This window comes from Candidatus Limnocylindrales bacterium, from assembly GCA_035559535.1.
Taxonomy (GTDB): Bacteria; Moduliflexota; Moduliflexia; order Moduliflexales; family JAUQPW01; genus JAUQPW01.
In genome coordinates this window covers 66,789-84,400 of record DATMBG010000021.1, presented here as the reverse complement: position 1 = coordinate 84,400, position 17,612 = coordinate 66,789, and the positions used below count along the sequence as shown (strand labels likewise).

13 protein-coding genes are annotated in these 17,612 nt (G+C 45.6%); 9 read left to right on the top strand and 4 right to left on the bottom strand.

Going from position 1 to position 17,612, the window contains the following annotated elements; translation table 11 throughout:
* Nucleotides 1–38 precede the first annotated feature (38 nt).
* From VNM22_06230 to VNM22_06220, 3 genes are all read right to left on the bottom strand, one after another.
* A complete protein-coding gene (locus VNM22_06230; protein ID HWP46742.1) occupies nucleotides 39–1,211 on the bottom strand; it encodes a PilT/PilU family type 4a pilus ATPase in 1,173 nt (390 codons plus the stop codon).
* 111 nt (nucleotides 1,212–1,322) lie between these two features.
* Nucleotides 1,323–2,441, bottom strand: coding sequence for a type IV pilus twitching motility protein PilT (locus VNM22_06225; GenBank protein ID HWP46741.1), 1,119 nt, complete (start codon nucleotides 2,439–2,441; stop codon nucleotides 1,323–1,325).
* A 53-nt stretch (nucleotides 2,442–2,494) separates the two neighbouring features.
* Nucleotides 2,495–4,147 (bottom strand): ATPase, T2SS/T4P/T4SS family, encoded by a 1,653-nt coding sequence (locus tag VNM22_06220; GenBank protein HWP46740.1) that lies wholly within the window; start codon nucleotides 4,145–4,147, stop codon nucleotides 2,495–2,497.
* Between the two features lie 403 nt (nucleotides 4,148–4,550).
* Here VNM22_06220 and VNM22_06215 point away from each other — a divergent pair, with 403 nt between their 5' ends.
* The 7 genes from VNM22_06215 (at nucleotide 4,551) to ugpC (ending at nucleotide 13,567) form a co-directional block, all read left to right on the top strand.
* On the top strand, nucleotides 4,551–5,570 hold the full coding sequence (locus VNM22_06215; protein HWP46739.1) for an aspartate-semialdehyde dehydrogenase: 1,020 nt from the start codon (nucleotides 4,551–4,553) through the stop codon (nucleotides 5,568–5,570).
* 152 nt (nucleotides 5,571–5,722) lie between these two features.
* Nucleotides 5,723–6,949, top strand: coding sequence for an aspartate kinase (locus VNM22_06210; GenBank protein ID HWP46738.1), 1,227 nt, complete (start codon nucleotides 5,723–5,725; stop codon nucleotides 6,947–6,949).
* A gap of 184 nt (nucleotides 6,950–7,133) precedes the next feature.
* A complete protein-coding gene (locus VNM22_06205; protein HWP46737.1) occupies nucleotides 7,134–8,327 on the top strand; it encodes a lactate racemase domain-containing protein in 1,194 nt (397 codons plus the stop codon).
* 752 nt (nucleotides 8,328–9,079) lie between these two features.
* Nucleotides 9,080–10,450 carry an extracellular solute-binding protein gene (locus VNM22_06200; GenBank protein ID HWP46736.1) on the top strand — a complete coding sequence of 457 codons (1,371 nt, stop codon included), beginning with the start codon at nucleotides 9,080–9,082 and terminating at the stop codon, nucleotides 10,448–10,450.
* Between the two features lie 76 nt (nucleotides 10,451–10,526).
* On the top strand, nucleotides 10,527–11,534 hold the full coding sequence (locus tag VNM22_06195) for a sugar ABC transporter permease (GenBank protein HWP46735.1): 1,008 nt from the start codon (nucleotides 10,527–10,529) through the stop codon (nucleotides 11,532–11,534).
* 1 nt (nucleotide 11,535) lies between these two features.
* Nucleotides 11,536–12,381, top strand: a complete 846-nt coding sequence (locus tag VNM22_06190) for a carbohydrate ABC transporter permease (GenBank protein ID HWP46734.1) — start codon at nucleotides 11,536–11,538, stop codon at nucleotides 12,379–12,381.
* Nucleotides 12,382–12,469: 88 nt separating this feature from the next.
* Nucleotides 12,470–13,567: a sn-glycerol-3-phosphate ABC transporter ATP-binding protein UgpC gene (gene ugpC, locus VNM22_06185; GenBank protein ID HWP46733.1), complete on the top strand. Its 1,098-nt coding sequence runs from the start codon at nucleotides 12,470–12,472 to the stop codon at nucleotides 13,565–13,567.
* Between the two features lie 135 nt (nucleotides 13,568–13,702).
* Here ugpC and VNM22_06180 read toward each other — a convergent pair whose 3' ends face one another.
* Nucleotides 13,703–14,242 (bottom strand): copper-binding protein, encoded by a 540-nt coding sequence (locus tag VNM22_06180; GenBank protein ID HWP46732.1) that lies wholly within the window; start codon nucleotides 14,240–14,242, stop codon nucleotides 13,703–13,705.
* Nucleotides 14,243–14,978: 736 nt separating this feature from the next.
* On the opposite strand from VNM22_06180, the gene VNM22_06175 reads away from it, so the two are divergent.
* Both VNM22_06175 and treZ read left to right on the top strand, forming a co-directional pair.
* On the top strand, nucleotides 14,979–15,515 hold the full coding sequence (locus VNM22_06175) for a hypothetical protein (protein HWP46731.1): 537 nt from the start codon (nucleotides 14,979–14,981) through the stop codon (nucleotides 15,513–15,515).
* 109 nt (nucleotides 15,516–15,624) lie between these two features.
* Nucleotides 15,625–17,586 carry a malto-oligosyltrehalose trehalohydrolase gene (treZ, locus tag VNM22_06170; GenBank protein ID HWP46730.1) on the top strand — a complete coding sequence of 654 codons (1,962 nt, stop codon included), beginning with the start codon at nucleotides 15,625–15,627 and terminating at the stop codon, nucleotides 17,584–17,586.
* Nucleotides 17,587–17,612 lie beyond the last annotated feature (26 nt).

Here is a 17,612-nt window from a genome sequence, read left to right as displayed (position 1 = left end):
AGCGGGGAGACCTCCCCGCTTCTCTATTCTTTTTGGTGTTACTTCTTTGGAGGGCGTGGGATCAGCAGCCGACCGGAGGATTTGGGATCATCTTCCTGGATCTTTAGGCCTTGAGTCGACTTGAGTACTTCTTCTTTACTGGCCCCCTGGCCGACCTCTTCCAGCTTGATTTTTAGCCGAAGATTGTTAGCGCTATCTGCATTCGCAAGGGCATCTTCATAGCGAATACGGCCCTGTTTATAAAGAATATATAATGCATGATCAAAGCTCTGCATTCCCTCCTGAACACTTTGTTCCATGGCTTCTTTAAGGATGTCGACTTCCCCTTTTTGGATCAAATCCTGGACCCTTGGGGTTCCCAACAAAATTTCCACCGCAGCGGTTCGTTTTCCATCTACGGTTGGGACTAATCTTTGGGAGATAATCGCACGTAAATTCAAGGCCAGTTGCAGGTAAATTTGGGGATGGCGTTCGGCAGGGAAGAAATTCATGATTCTCTCAATGGCCTGGTTGGCATTGTTAGCATGAAGGGTTCCCATACAGAGATGTCCGGTTTCTGCAAAAGCCACGGCGGCTTCCATGGTTTCCACATCTCGGATCTCTCCAACCAGAATCACGTCGGGTGCCTGTCGTAGTGTATTTTTCAAGGCGTGGGCAAAGGAAAGGGTATCGGTACCTACTTCTCGTTGGGTTACGAGGGATTTTTTATGGGGGTGTATGTACTCAACTGGATCTTCTATGGTCACAATATGACCCGGGGAATTGGAGTTACGATAATCGATCATGGCAGCCAGGGTGGTGGACTTTCCGGAGCCTGTAGCCCCTACGACCAGGACCAACCCTCGTTTGGCCATGGCAATATTTTTAAGAACAGCAGGTAGCTGGAGATCATCAATGGTTTTAATCTCCATTTTGATCTGCCGGATCACCAGACCCACACAGTTCCTTTGGCGAAATATATTCACCCGGAACCGACCCAGATCCGGGTAGTAGAGGGCTAGATTCATTTCATATTCCTTTTCAAAGATTTCTTGCTGGCGCTTATTCATGACCGAGTAGGCAAGCTGTTCCGTATGCTCGGGGAGCAATTTCTGCGTGCCGGCAGGTCTTGTAACTCCCTGAATTCGATACACAGGGGGTGCATCCACCGTGAGATAGAGATCCGATGCATCTTGCTGAACCATGAATTTGAGCAGGTCTTTTACCGTCATGGAGCAAAAATCAGAATTCAGAAGTCAGACGTCAGCAGGTAGCATAAAGGGAGTTCCCATCCGGTTAAGGGCTTTATTCCGACCTCTGGCTTCTGACTCCTGAGTTCTGGGTTATCTTTTTATACCTCCGGTCGTACTTCCACTTCCAGTTGGAGTACCGGGTCTTGCAACAGGTTTTATATTCTTTGCATCTTCAAACAGATCGGGATTGGTTGTTCGGCTCAAGGCTTCTTCCTTGGTAATGATGCGTTTCATGACCAAATCTTTCAAAACCTGGTCCAGGGTCTGCATACCATATTGTTGACCGGTCTGCATGATGGAGGGCATCTGGTGAACTTTAGCCTCTCGAATCAGGTTGCGAATAGCCGGAACTCCAATGAGGATTTCCAGCGCGGCAACCCTTCCTCTGCCGTCGGCCCTTTTCAATAGGGTCTGGGAGATGACCGCCCTTAAGGATTCCGACAGCATGGCCCGAACTTGGGCCTGTTCATCGGCGGGAAAAACGTCGATAATACGATCCACGGTTTTAGGCGCACTGCTGGTATGAAGGGTTGCAAAGACCAGATGACCTGTTTCGGCTGCCGTGAGAGCCAGACTGATCGTCTCGAGATCTCGCATCTCTCCCACCAGAATGACATCGGGGTCTTCCCGCAAGGCACTTCTTAGAGCGTTGGCAAAGCTATGGGTATGAGGACCCAACTCCCTTTGATTGATCAAACAGTTTTTGGATTTATGAATAAACTCAATGGGATCCTCGATGGTCAGGATATGCCCGTGCTCGGTTTCGTTAATGTAGTCGATCATGGCAGCCAGGGTGGTCGATTTACCGCTTCCGGTAGGTCCGGTAACCAGAACCAATCCCCGATCGTTCTCACAAATTTTCTTGCATACTTCCGGTAAACCCAACTGCTCAAAGGAAAGAATCTTGGTAGGAATAGACCGAAAAACAGCCGCCTCTCCCCGTCTCTGCATAAACACATTCACCCGGAATCGGGCTATATCTGCCAGCTCTATGGAAAAGTCCAGTTCGTGTCTTTCCTCAAATATCTTACGCTGACTGTCACCCATAACGTCGTAGAGCATCTTATGAACTTCTTCTTTACTGAGAGGGGGGAGATTGATCTTCTTAATATCCCCATGAATTCGAAGCATAGGGGGTTCACCTGCACTGATATGTAAATCTGAAGCGCCTTGTTTCTCAGCAAATAATAACAATTCAGAGATATCCATCTTAAAATTCCTCCCGGTAAGGGCATCCCATCCGGATGCCTCGACTTTAGATTTTAGTTAAGAACCTTGAGAATAACTTCTTCCTTGGACAGCAGGCCTTCCTTCAGTTTTTGTAGGGCTTGTTTCTCAATGGGATTTTTTATACGCTCTAAGATAACTTTCCGTATACGGGTTAAGGCGGTACCCTGAAGGCCGGTAAAAATTCCCCGATCTATCTCCAGAAGTTCATAAAGCTTCACTTCTCCATTGACCCCCGTAAAGTTACATTTCTCGCATCCCTTCGTATGGTAAAGATGGGTGTCTGCATCTAAATTTAGGAAAGTTCGTATCTCAGCGGAAGGGATGTAACTTTCCCGACACTCCTGGCAAAGCCTTTTAAACCTGTTTCCGGCTATGACATATCGGAGCGTCAGATCTAAAAAGATCGGCTTGATCTTTTGTAACAAATTCTCCAGGGCTTCCCCGCTATCTTTGTAAGGGAGGGTACCGATAATTAAGGTGCTGGAAGAGGCTGCCTCCCATAAGACTGGGGTGAGGAAATTCCAAAAAATCTCCGGTTCTGCAAGGACTAAAACCTCTGGATTTAAACTCAGAAGTTCTTCCAAGGCTTTTTCATCTGAAGGTTCCTTAGGCAGAGGGCTTACCACCTGGACTCCTTCACAGAGAGAAAGGAGCGCATTTTTTTCCAAAACGAAGATCTTTCTGGCCGGAGATTCCAGTTGTCTCATCAATTCGGATAGAATAAAATTTCTTTCAGAAAGAAAGGAACCGGTAACCAGGAATAAGCCGTTGGAACGGGAAGAAAATTTTCTCGTGGCGGAGGTCAGAATTGGAGAAAGCGGGTTTTCTTGAGGCTTTGGAGGCTCTTTGAGGATTTTTATCCAGACTGCCTCTCCCCGTCGGGTGGGAAAAATAGAAATACCCAGGTAGAACTCCCGGTCGTTAAACTGAACCTTCACCTCGGCTTTTTGCCAGGAAGTCTCCAGGGTAGGCAGCTTTCCCATAATCCGTAACTGCTGGAGGACAGGTTCGTGAAATGCCAGAGATTCCTTAGACTTATGTTCTAAGGTTCCTTTTACTCTATATCTGACCCACAAAGCCTCTTCTACGGGATCTATATGAATCTCCTCGGCATCTTCAGAAATGGCCTGGGTCAGATGAAAGTTCAGGAAAGAGGATCCGGAAAAGTTTTCTTTCAGGTCAAAATGGGTCCGCGGAACCCTTGAGGATTGAATCTCCCTGGATTCTAATCGGTATTCTTGTTCCGGAATGGCAAAAAACTCGGAGAGAACGGCCGAAATGTGACTGGCCGAAGCAATGGAAGGTCTTACCTTTCGCCCGGTAATACTTTCCAGTCGTTCTATAGCTTTTGAGTCGGTGGGGTCTGCCATGGCTACGGCCATTTCATCGTCCAAAATTGCCAGGGGAAGAACCCTGTAGGTGAGAAGAACCTCCCGGGGAATACTTCGAATTAAATCTAAATCCAGCGTATTAAAGTCTAAATTTTCTATAAGAGGGATATGGAGGTGGTGAGATAAAGCCCAGTTAAGCTGTCCTTCCGTTACCAGGCCCAGACTGATCAGAGCTTCTCCTAAGCGTTTTCCGGTTTTTTTAGATTCTTTAAGGGCCAGATTTAATTGGTCTTCGGTTATGAGGTTATATTCCCGCACAATATCTCCGACCCTTATTTTTTTTTCTTGCTCCATAAACTACCCCCTCCTCGGGGTAATGGGGTAATAGCTGGCATCGATTAACGTCAAAAACGGAATTCTTCCCAAAATAAAACAATGGCTAAGTTGATTCAAAATTCGTGCTGAACCCAAGAATACTCGCAAATCGATCCAGAAAAAATTAGCGAGGGTCGGACAGGTAGAACCCAGTTCCAGGCTATTTCGGCTTAAAAAGATGTAGAATTTTGCTTGCAAAAATTTGATTTTGGAAATTACGATATTACATTACTTCTGTATTAAAATGTTTTAAGATCCTAGGTCCAATCCCTTTAAGAAATATGCCAGCGAGGATTTAAAGGTAAGAGCACTCATAAAGTGCTCTCTACCTTCGATGGCAAATTTCAAAATCCGATGGATATTTAACAGGAGTTGAACAAGAATGAGCGCGCAAGGTTACCATGTTGCGGTGGTTGGTGCCACCGGTGCCGTTGGAAACGAGATGATTAAGATCCTGGAAGAGCGAAACTTTCCGGTTCGGACTTTAAGGTTATTTGCATCCAGTAAATCTGTAGGAAGAAAGCTAGAATTCAAAGAGGAAGAAATTCCGGTGGAAGAGCTTAAAGAAGATTCCTTTAAAGGTATCGAAATAGGTCTCTTTTCTCCGGGGGCCAGTGTGAGTAAACGATTTGCTCCCATTGCCGTAAAAGAGGGAGTGGTTGTCATCGACAATACCAGTGCCTTCCGAATGGATCCGGAGGTTCCTTTGGTGGTACCTGAAGTCAACCCTCAAGCCGCTCTGCGTCATCGTGGACTTATTGCAAACCCCAATTGCTCAACCATTCAAATGGTCGTTGCTTTGAAGCCGATCCATGATCGGGCTAAAATCAAAAGAATCGTGGTCTCGACTTATCAATCCGTTTCAGGTACCGGTAAAAAAGGAATGGATGAGTTATTAGAGCAGACTAAGGCCCTCTTAAACTTCAGAGAGATTGTCTGTAAAGTCTACCCTCATCAAATTGCCTTCAATTGTCTTCCTCATATCGATGAGTTCCTGGAGGACGGTTACTCTAAAGAAGAATGGAAAATGATCAACGAAACCAAGAAGATTATGGAAGACGATTCAATCCGTGTCACGGCTACAACGGTTCGGGTTCCGGTCTTCCATTGTCATTCGGAGTCGGTCAATATAGAGACCGAAAAGAAGCTAACCGCACAGGAAGTCCGGGATATTCTCTCTAAAGCCCCCGGGGTTGTGGTCTATGATAATCCCAAACAGCGAGAGTATCCTCTGGCCATCGATGTGGCAGGTAGAGATGAGGTGTATGTAGGACGCATTCGAGAAGATAAGACGATTCCCAATGGGTTAAATATGTGGATTGTGGCGGATAATCTCCGCAAAGGGGCTGCACTCAACGCAATTCAAATTGCCGAACTGCTGATCCGAGAAGGAAAGTTGTAGAGTCGATTCGTAAAGGTAAAGTGATTATTCAGCCGCAAAGTCACGAAGATACACAGATGAGGGATCTAGAACGGAAGGGTGAAAACCCAGGCTTCCCTTCCCAACCTTTCCTCAAGGTCGGTATTTTAGTGTCTTTGTAGCTGGATCCTCATATGGCACTCATTGTTCAAAAATTTGGAGGGACTTCGGTCGGTAATATCGAACGAATTAAGAAGGTTGCAGATCGGATTATTGAAACCAAAAAGCAAGGACACGATGTCATTGTAGTGGTCTCAGCCATGAGTGGAGAGACCGATAAGCTTTTGAATATGGCCTATCAAATAACAGATACCCCGGATGGACGGGAACTGGATATGTTGCTGGCTACGGGAGAACAGGTTTCCATAGCTTTGCTGGCCATGGCTTTGCAGGCTAAAGGGCAGGACGCTCGTTCCTTTACCGGGCAGCAGGTCCGGATTATAACGGATAGCGCACATACCAAGGCTCGAATTCGGGAAATCGACTCTGAACGCATCTTCCGGGAGCTCAATCAGGGTAAAGTGGTGGTGGTTGCTGGATTCCAGGGTATCGATGAAAACGGAGAAATTACAACCTTGGGACGTGGAGGCTCTGATACAACCGGCGTAGCGATTGCAGCAGCCATCGGTGCCGATATTTGTGAAATATACACCGATGTAGATGGAGTCTATACCACAGATCCCCATATTGTGCCTGAAGCCAGAAAACTCAGTCGAATCTCCTATGATGAAATGCTGGAAATGGCCAGCCTGGGAGCTAAAGTGTTACAAATCCGATCGGTAGCCTTTGCAAAAAAATATAACGTTCCTATCCATGTTCGCTCTAGCTTTAAGAAAGAGGAGGGAACCTTAGTCATTCAAGAGGACTCAAGTATGGAGGACATTGTTGTAACAGGGATTGCCCACACCAAAAACGAGGTAAAGATTACCATCAAAGGAATCCCGGACCGGCCGGGTATAGCCGCAAAGTTGTTTGAAGCAATTGCCAGGGATAATATCAATGTGGATATGATTATACAGAATACTAGTGATAACGGTTTGGCCGACATTTCTTTTACCATCTCAAAGGAGGATGGTAAAAAAGCTCTAAAGCTAACCGAGGAAATAGGGAAGGAACTGGGTGCCACGAAGGTTTTGTTCGATCCTAATATTGCTAAAGTATCTGCTATTGGCGTGGGTATGCGTAATCATGTGGGAGTTGCAGCAAAGGTATTTCAGGCCCTGGCTAAAGAAGGTATCAACATTTTAATGATCAGTACCTCTGAAATTCGAATTTCTTGTGTCGTAGAGGCAAAATACGGTGAACAGGCCGTTCGAGCCCTTCATGACGCCTTTGATCTGGCCAATAAAAAGGCTTCATAGCTGAAAGTCAGAAATCAGAAGTCAGAATAAAATCAGGAATCGGAAGCCAGAAGCCGGTATAGGATGGGGGTGTTATTGTTCTTTATTCGGACTTCTGACTCCTGACTTCCAATTTCTAAACCTTTCTATGTTTTTATTTCCCAAGATGTTTAAAATTCGACAGGAGTTCTCGAAGCTTAGGATTTTGGATATCCCTGCCGCCATTCAGGATGAATTCGCTCGGGTTAGATTGGCCAGTCGTGTCCAGCCTGGAATGAGAATAGCCGTAGCTGCAGGAAGTCGTGGAGTTGCCAATATCGATGTGGTCGTAGGTTCGGTTGTTAAGGAACTCAAAGCCTTAGGCACCCGACCTTATATCATTCCGGCTATGGGGAGCCACGGCGGAGGAACCGCAGAAGGTCAGCGAAAGGTGCTGAAAAACTACGGAATCTCCGAAGAAACCATGGGTGTGCCCATTTACTCTTCCATGGAAGTAGTACAGGTAGGGACCGCCCCCCAGGGATTCCCTATTTATGTAGATAAATATGCTTTGGAAGCAGACGGAATTATTTTGATCAATCGGATCAAGCCCCATACAAATTTTAAAGGAGAGTTGGGAAGCGGTCTCATGAAAATGATGGCCATCGGGTTGGGAAAGCGACAGGGAGCCGAAATCTACCACCGGGCCATGTCTCGATGGGGTCCCTTAGAGACGATTCGAACCATTGCTTCCATGGTCTTAAAGCATTGCAACATTCTCCTGGGAGTAGGAATCGTGGAGAATGGGTACGATCAAACGGCCATTCTTTTGGCCCTTAAACCGGAAGAAATAGCTACCAGAGAGCCGGAACTTCTCCAAAAAGCCCGGGAATTAATGGCCAAATTGCCTTTCGAGGAAATCGACTTACTCATCGTTGATGAAATCGGTAAGGAGATTAGTGGAACAGGGATGGACAGTAATGTCATCGGAAGGGTCGATATTCTTCCCCCCGGCGAATCCCAATCTCCCCAAATCTCCCGAATTTATGTTCGGGACCTGACCGAAAAGACCCAGGGAAACGCTGTAGGAATAGGTCTGGCCGATTTAGTCCATCGCCGCGCGGTTAATAAAATAGACTATAAGGCAACTTATATCAATTGTATTACCAGTGGAAGTCTTGCCAAATGTAAAATTCCCCTGATCTGTGAAACAGACCAGGAGGCTCTGGAGATTGCTTTGTCCGTTCTTGGAATCCATCCGCTGGAAGCGGTAAAGGTGGTTTGGATTAAAAACACTTTAGAGCTCAGCGAAATGAGGGTTTCTGAAGCTTTTTGGAAAGAGGTCCAAAATCTTAAACACGTAACGGCATTGAGCGAACCGGAACCGGTTCAATTAAATTCAGAGGGAAACCTTTTATGAGTGGAAACAAAGAGATGGCTTTACCCTCTTCACTTCGGGCTTGGCTTAGATCATTCCTAACTTGTAGGGATAGGATTGGCTTATTTCCTTATGCCCGGAAAAATAATTCTTACCCCTTCGAAGGGAATAGGCTGTATCCTGTCCATTCCCTCTGAAGCAGTTATCTGTCGGGTAAGGGTGACTTTAGGTGGTCGCCCTTAAGCAGGCAGCCTCCTCTTCTCCTCCCTAACCCCTCTGGCTCCCCTTTCCTCCCAGGGAAGGAGAAAGTGGGACCCAGACCATCCTTAAATTCCCCTTTCCCGATGCGGGAGGGGGTTAGAGGGCTAGGTTAGAAAAAAACCCCTGAAAGAGCTCTCTCCCTCCCCTTTGAGGACTTTATTTTGTAAGCACGTTTTTTTCTGGAGTTGCGTAGCAAACCGAGAAATCGCATAGAATTTCACGTATAAACCTTAGAATCTTAATTAAAAAAATCTTGACATAGATTCTGATGTATGGGACTGTTTTTATTAGATAGTCCTGAGAGGAGGTCCTAGAGAAGTCATATTGAATCAATAGGATAAAAAGACACGTTACGAAATGTGAAATTTTGGTTCAAAGTAATTAAAGGGGGGTACCCCTAAACTTCGTAACGTTTAAGAAACTTAGTAAAGGTAGAAACCCGTTTTCATCGATCCTTTCCATCTCTGTAAAAGATATTGGAGGTCTGGGAAAGCGAGTTTCTGGGGTACCAGAGGGGAGGGAATTTTTAGAGTATGGGTGATATAAATATCCAGGCAAATTACGAGCAGGAGGTTAAGGAGGTAACCTATCCAGGGATAGAGGGAGGACTCACACGACGCCAGTTTATAAAAACTGCGGGATTGATTGCAGGAGCTGCTTTAACGGAGGGGGTTTTGGTTACGACAACTCCAAAGATAGCAGCTCCGGCTATTATAAAGGGAACCAAGTTACACCTTCTGCAATGGAGTAATTTCGTTCCACCGGCCGATGATGAGATCCGCAGGCAGGCAGCCGAATGGGGTAAACAGATGGGGGTTGAAGTGACCATTGAAACCATCAATGCCAATGATTTACAGGCTCGGATTGCATCGGCTATTGAAAGTGGTACCGGACCCGATATTGTACAGATGCTTCATAACTGGCCGTATTTGTATGCCAGTGGGTGTGTGGATGTAGATGATGTTGCCGAGAAAGTAGAAAAGATGTATGGAGGGTTTTACAAGCAGATTCGAGATGTGAGCTTTGTAGAAGGCCGTTATAAAGCGGTACCTTATCATATTGTAGGAGCTGCCATGACCTATCGGGAAGATTGGTTCAAAGAGGTTGGAGCCGAAAAGTTTCCGGATAATTGGGACGAATACAGGAAAGTCGGTAAAATGCTGAAGGATAAAGGGCACCCCTTTGGTCAAACCTTTGGTCATACTTTTGGAGATGCTCCTGCCTTTGCCTATCCGTACTTGTGGAGTTTTGGGGGAAAGGAAGTGGAGGAGGATGGAAAGACGGTTGCTTTAGACAGTAAAGAGACACTGCAGGCAGTCGAATTCATCGTGGCGCTTTGGAAAGACGTTTTTGATGAGACGGGACTTTCCTGGGATGATACCAGTAACAATCGAGCCTTTTTATCCGAGCAGATCTCTTGTACCCTGAACGGGGCGAGTATTTACTTTGTGGCCAAGAAGCAGTATCCAGAGTTAGCCAAACGAATCAATCATGCGGTTATGCCCGCCGGACCGGCCGGGAGATTTCACTATCACGTGACCTTTGAGCACGCCATTATGAAATACTCTAACAACGTAGAGGCTGCAAAGGAATTTATTCTCTTTTTAATGGATAAGCCCAATTTCTATAAATGGTTTGAAATCGCCGAAGGATATAGTGTGGCTCCGGGTCCGGACCATGAAAACCATCCCTTATGGCAAAAGGATCCCCGTATGTTGGCTTTTAAAGATATTGGAAAATTAGGAAAAGCCATTGGTTATCCAGCACCGCCTACCCGAAGTGCCTCGGAGGCTCTCTCCAAGTATATTATTGTAGATGTTTTTGCCAGGGCTATTCAGGGAGAATCGCCTAAAAAAGCAATCGAATGGGGTGCCAGTGAACTTCGTAACGTTTATAAGTCCTGACCTCTGTTGTCTGTTGTTCCCTGTTGTAAGAACGGTAATCCATCGTTTATAGCAAGGAACAACGGACAAAAAAAACGTGAAACCCAATGTAAAATCCGTAGAAAACCAGGTAGAACAAGTCTCAGATTATGCAGACTCTAAACTTACCTCGGTGGAATATGTAGGGCCGGCGGTCAAGGAAATGGGGGAGAAAAAGCGGGGTAAGCTAAAGTCCGGATATCTGGAGCGGGAAAATATCCTGGCTTATGTATTGGTAGCTCCGGCGGTTATTATTCTGGTTCTTTTCATTGCCTATCCCTTTGTTTTGGGGGTGTGGCTAAGCTTAACCGATAAGACGGTTGGGCATGAGGGGCACTTTGTAGGATTACAGAATTTTCGTAATATCTTGAAGAGCCAGATATTTCTACAAACCGTTCAGAATACCTTTGTTTATACCGGAGTTGCCACCGTCTTAAAATTAGTTTTTGGATTGGCACTGGCCCTGGTGCTTAATCGCCACTTTAAATTTAAACGACTGGTTCGGGCCTCCATGCTATTACCCTGGATCATTCCGACCGTTTTAAGTACCCTGGCCTGGTTATGGATGTTCGATGCTACCTTCAGCGTCTTCAATTGGATTCTGGTTCATCTGGGAATTCTCAAGCGTGGCCTTGTTTGGTTGGGAGATCCTCACCTGGCCATGGTTTCGGTTATCATTGTCAACGCCTGGCGTGGAATTCCCTTCTTCGCTATTTCTCTGTTGGCCGGTCTGCAGACAATTTCTCCAGATTTATATGAAGCGGCAGATATAGATGGAGCCGGGAGCTTTGCTAAATTCTGGCATATCACACTTCCCATGTTAATGCCGGTTCTATTGGTCGTTCTTATCTTTTCCGTTATTGTAACCTTTGCTGATTTCCAGGTTGTCTATGTTTTAACCCGAGGAGGACCCTCTAACAGTACGCATCTTTTCGCTACTTTAGCTTATCAGGTTGCTTTAGCCTCTGGAAGACTTGGAGAAGGTGCGGCTATTTCCCTGTTTATGTTCCCCTTCCTCCTCCTGGTCATCATCGTTCAACTCTGGTACATACGAAGGGAGCAGTAAGATGGCAGCGGTCGGTGAAACCTTTACAAAAAAATTGTTTAGCTTTTATATCCCCCTGGTTTTTTTCACTATCCTGATGCTCTTTCCTTTTTATTGGATGTTCATTACCTCCATTAAACCTAATCGAGAGCTCTATAACGTGAAAAGCCTTCCGTTCTGGGTTTTTAATCCAACTCTGGAACACTGGAAATATCTATTTAAAAACACCCTCTTTACCCGATGGGCTTTAAATACACTCTTTATTTCCATTGTCTCCACGGCAATTTCCCTTATTAGTGGCATTATGGCCGGCTATGCTCTGTCTCGATTGAGATTCAAAGGAGCTTCGGCTTTGGGAATCGCTATTTTTATAACCTATCTGGTTCCTCCTACCTTGCTTTTTATTCCCCTTGCTGAGGTGGTTCATAATTTCAATCTACTGGATACGCCCTGGGCCTTAATTTTAACCTACCCTACTTTTTTGATTCCTTTCTGTACCTGGCTCCTTTCAGGTTACTTTAAAACCATACCCAAAGAATTGGAAGAGTGTGCCCGAATAGACGGAGCAACACGTCTTCAGGCCATGATCTGGATTATTTTGCCTCTGGCTACCCCGGGGATCCTATCGGCGGGTATGTTTGCTTTTACCCTTTCCTGGAATGAGTTCATCTACGCTCTGGTGTTTCTCTCCTCTCCTACCCAGAAAACCATCCCGGTAGGTGTGGTCAGCGAACTCATCAAAGGAGATGTCTTCTTCTGGGGCTCTCTGATGGCAGGAGCCTTATTCGGTTCTATACCGGTAGCCTTAATCTATTCATTTTTTGTAGAACATTATGTAACTGGATTAACAGGGGCGGTGAAAGGTTAAGAAGAAGTCCAGAGTCCAGAGTCCAGAGTCAGAAAAGATAGAAGATTTTGGACTTTAGACCTCAGGCTCTAGACATTAGACGTAAAAAATGGCAAATGTTATATTGGAAAAATTAACGAAAAAATTTGATGATGTCATAGCGGTTAACGCTATTGATTTAGAAATCAAAGATAAAGAGTTTGTCGTGTTGGTGGGTCCGTCCGGCTGTGGTAAATCTACGACCCTTCGTATGGTTGCCGGTTTAGAGGAAATAACCGAGGGGAATATTTACATCGGGGGAAGACTCGTTAACGATGTAGCTCCAAAGGATCGGAATATCGCCATGGTATTTCAGAATTATGCTTTGTATCCCCATATGAATGTTTACAAAAATATGGCTTTTGGATTAAAGTTACGGAAATTCCCTAAAAGCGAGATTGATGAACGGGTCCGACGGGCTGCAAAAATTTTAGGAATTGAACAGCTTTTGGATAGAAAACCGAAACAACTTTCGGGTGGTCAACGCCAAAGGGTTGCGGTTGGACGTGCCATTGTTCGGGATCCAGAAGTATTTCTCTTCGATGAACCCCTCAGTAACCTGGATGCTAAACTGCGTGTCGCCATGCGCGGAGAGCTGGTTAAACTTCACCATCGCCTGGAAACTACCATGATCTACGTCACCCACGATCAGGTGGAGGCCATGACCATGGGAGACCGAATTGTTATCATGAAAGATGGCCTTATTCAGCAGGTGGGGGCGCCTTTAGAAGTTTATGACCATCCATCCAATATCTTCGTAGCCGGATTTATTGGGAGTCCTCCCATGAATTTCTTCCGAGGTACATTGGTTTCCGAAAAGGATCATTTGTTTATCGATATGAAAAGCTTTAGATTAAAAGTACCCGATGAGCGTAAAAGGCGTTATGAAAAATATATACGAAAAGAAGTAGTTTTCGGAATGCGGCCTGAAGATATCATAGACTCTACCCCGGAAGGGAGAAGTGGGGAATGGGATAAAACAACGGCTGTGGTGGATGTCCTGGAACCTCTGGGAGCAGAAGTTATTTTGGAACTCTCTAAAGGAGAACACTCCTTCACCGCTCGGGTTGATCCTCACACCAGCTCCAGAGTTCACCAGCAGATTACCGTCTACTTTAACATGAGTAAAATGCATCTGTTTGATGCAGAAACCGAAAAAGTTATTTAAAAGATCGACCCTTAGCCGGGTTTCTGGACTGGAGGACTGAAGGAATAAAAAAAGAAGGTCGTAGAGATCGGAATAACCCCTACGACCTTCTTTTTTAGGCCAGAGACTTCCTTTATCCTTTAAATAGCTCCATCCTTATCGGTTTTGGCTACCCGATGGGGTACCTTGCTCGGAAGTCCCGGATTGGCTACGGCCTTGTTCAGTTGTCGTTCCCGTCTGTCCGGCACCACGACCTTCCCCAGCGCCCATGGCTCCGCTAAAGCTCTGGATTTCATGTTTTCCACCAGCGGCTTCTGAAGCCTGGAACTCGATGGTTTGACCCGGTTTTATATCGGTAAGGGATTTCCACTGGGTCCCTTCCCATTTAACTTTGTCGCCCACGTGGAAAGTCATGGTCTCACCTTTTTTCTTGTTTCCCCAGTCTTTATTTAATTCGACGGTAATCGTTTTGTTGGCCGGGTCCACACTTTTCACGGTTCCAGAAATGGTTTTTCCCATTTCACTACCTGTTTGACCCGCTGCAGGCTGCTGCTGACTGCCGGGTTGTTGGCTGCTGGGCTGTTGACTACTCGGGGCACCGGGTTGTTGGCTTGAAGGTTGCTGAGCATAGCCGATCCCTGCCCAGATTGTAGCAACGGCTAAAGCCAAAACAATTATAGCAAATTTCTTCATCATACTGAACCTCCTTATATTGGAAACTTCCAAGTCTCAAGCAAAAGGGCTTTTGCCTGGACTCGTTTTAATAAATTAAATTGAGGTGTTACGCACATCTCCGAGTATTAAATAGTTAACCTATTTAATACTCAATTCACTAAATAAAGCAATATTTATACCAGTTTTTCTCATAAAAGATAGTTTTGGTTGTTTCAAAGGTATTCCCTTCATAGGATCTAAGTATATTAAAATTAAGAACTTTTATATTCAGATGAAATATACAAAATTAAAGGTAATAAAATCTTTATGGGATAATGAAACTAAAAAGGGTAAAATATTACCTGATTTATTCTCTCCCCTGAAATAAGAAAATAACTATAATAAGATCCGAGAAAAATTTATAAATCTTCTTCTTCCTATCTTAAAAATGGGTATGCTTTAACCCTCTCTTACCCCCTTAACGTAAAGAGCAGTCCAGAACTCTTCAGATCCAGCTGATTAACGGAAGGAGAACCCTCTGCTTTAAGATATTTTAGTTAAATTTAAGATAATTATTTAAAGAAAAGATATTTATATAATATTATATGACTTGCTCCTCAGAAACAGTAGTTCCACTTCAGGTGAAGAAATGGATAAGAAATGTACGTTTCTATGCTGTCTGGGTTAGGATAGCTAAAAGTGGACTCTTTTAAGAAGGAGTTAGAAATCCTCAGAATACTTCCTCCAGTGCTTTTAAAAATAACAGAATCATAGGGGTTTGGGGACGAATTATCGTGACACTTCCCCTGATGGCTTCGATGAGCGCTTTTCAACTGCCTGGCGTGAAGACCGCGATCTTTTCTTTACGCTTCTAGAGCACTCGGAAACTGAGCAGGACTCGTCTTTATCTGTATATGCACCGGAAGCCGTTGCCATCCATCCGATACGGGCTGCAACCCGGGGTATCAGCTTATTTCAACGGCGCAAAAGCCTGTTCAATGCACTTTTGTATAAAAAATATCCCCAGTTATATCGTCAGCGCATCCCAAATACCCCACCCTGGCATTACTATGGTATAGTAGGTTCCTTACTGGGAATGCTTCTGGGTTTATTGAACAACCGGATTCGACTTATATTAAGTGCAACTGGCCTTTGGGTATCGATGACAGGACGTTTTTGTATCCAACGTTTACATCAAACTTCACATGTTCCCGATCTTGTGGTAGAAGTGATTATAACCTCCGCATTGATTCCGCCACTTGCAATCTTTTGGAGAATTTGTGGAGCATTTAAATTTCGCGTGTTTTTTCTATAGGCCTGGTGACCGGTTGGCAGAAAATTTGCGAACTTATATACCAAAATCCTTTAGTTACAAGCATCTCCACTATCCTAAAGGAAGCTGTGCAAAAATAAGGAGAAGAGCCATGCCAGGAGAAGAGACCAAAACCGTTAGATCGATGGGTAATATAGAACGACAAAGACGGCTTCCCATAGGAGCGGAAGTATTACCCGAAGGAGGGGTTCATTTCAGGGTTTGGGCTCCCCGTTGTCGGAAGGTGGAGGTCATTCTAGAAGGAGGTCCTGGGTACAGATCCGACAGGGTTTTCTTCCTTGAATTAAAGCCTGAGGCATCGGGTTATTTTTCAGGATGGGTTCCCGAAGCGGGAGACGGGACGCTTTATCGTTACCGGCTCGATGGAAGAGATTTCTTATATCCAGATCCGGCTTCTCGTTTTCAACCCGAAGGACCCCACGGCCCATCCCAAGTGATTGATCCTGGGGGGTTTCCATGGACGGATAAAGAATGGCAAGGTATTCGCCTTGAAGGGCAGATCCTCTACGAAATGCACATAGGAACTTTTACCCGGGAAGGGACCTGGGAGGCTGCAAGTCGTGAATTACCGGAGTTAGCAGCCCTGGGTATTACTGTACTGGAAATCATGCCTATTGCAGAATTTCCAGGGCGCTTCGGTTGGGGTTATGATGGAGTAGATCTGTTTGCACCGACCCACCTCTATGGGAAACCAGACGACCTTCGTCGCTTTATCGACCGTGCCCATGCCGTTGGAATTGGGGTCATCCTGGATGTGGTTTATAATCATTTGGGACCCGATGGGAACTATTTGGGTCAGTTCTCTAAAGATTATTTTACGGATCGTTATAAAACCGACTGGGGGGAAGCCATCAATTTCGATGATGAGAACTCCGGTCCTGTACGAGAGTTCTTCATTGCCAATGCAGGCTATTGGGTCGATGAGTTTCACTTTGATGGATTACGGTTGGATGCCACCCAAAATATATATGATAAATCGCCCGATCATATCCTTGCAGCCATAACCCGGCGGGTTCGAGAAGCTGCTCGAGGTCGTTCAACGCTTGTCATTGGAGAGAACGAGCCCCAGCAGGTAAAGCTCCTACGACCCCAGGAACAAGGCGGTTATGGGATAGATGCCCTATGGAATGATGATTTCCACCACACTGCTATGGTAGCCATGACCGGACACAACGAGGCTTATTACACCGACTACCTGGGCACGCCCCAGGAGTTTATCTCCGCCGTTAAATGGGGTTTCCTTTATCAAGGCCAGTACTATTCCTGGCAGAAAAAACGTCGAGGGACTCCAACTTTTGGATTAAAACCGGCTGCCTTCATCACCTTTATCCAAAACCATGATCAAATAGCAAATTCCGGGCGTGGTCTCCGTTGCCATCATCTAACCAGTCCTGGTCGTTATAAGGCCATAACGGCTCTTATGCTCCTGGGGCCTGGGACTCCAATGCTTTTTCAAGGCCAGGAGTTTGCTGCCTCGAGTCCATTTTTCTATTTTGCGGATCATAAAGAAGAGCTTGCTAAACTTGTTTGCAAGGGTCGTGGGGAATTTCTTAAACAGTTCCGAAGTCTGGCCCTTCCCGAGGTACAGGCTTGTCTTCCCGATCCCGCCAATCCTGAAACCTTCGAGCGCTCGAAGCTAAATCTATCTGAACGCCAGAGCCATGCCGAGATATATGCCTTACATCGGGATCTTTTGAAACTTCGGCGTCAAGATCCGGTCTTTAAAGCCCAGCGTAAAGGAGGTGTGGATGGAGCCGTACTGGGGGCCCAAGCTTTCGTCCTGCGCTTTTTTGGAGATAAGGGAGATGATCGACTTTTACTGGTTAATCTGGGTCGAGACCTGCATTTTGATCCGGCTCCAGAGCCTTTGTTGGCCCCTCCGGAGGGCATGCTTTGGGAGATTCTGTGGTCTAGTGAGGATCTTCGTTACGGAGGAGGAGGTACGGCACCCCTGGATACGGAAGAAAACTGGCGGATTCCCGGAGAAGCTGCCGTTGTTCTGGCCCCAAAAATGAAAATACCCTCTGAAGATGAAGAGAAATCCAGAAGCTAGAAGTTAAACGTCAACACTCTGATTTA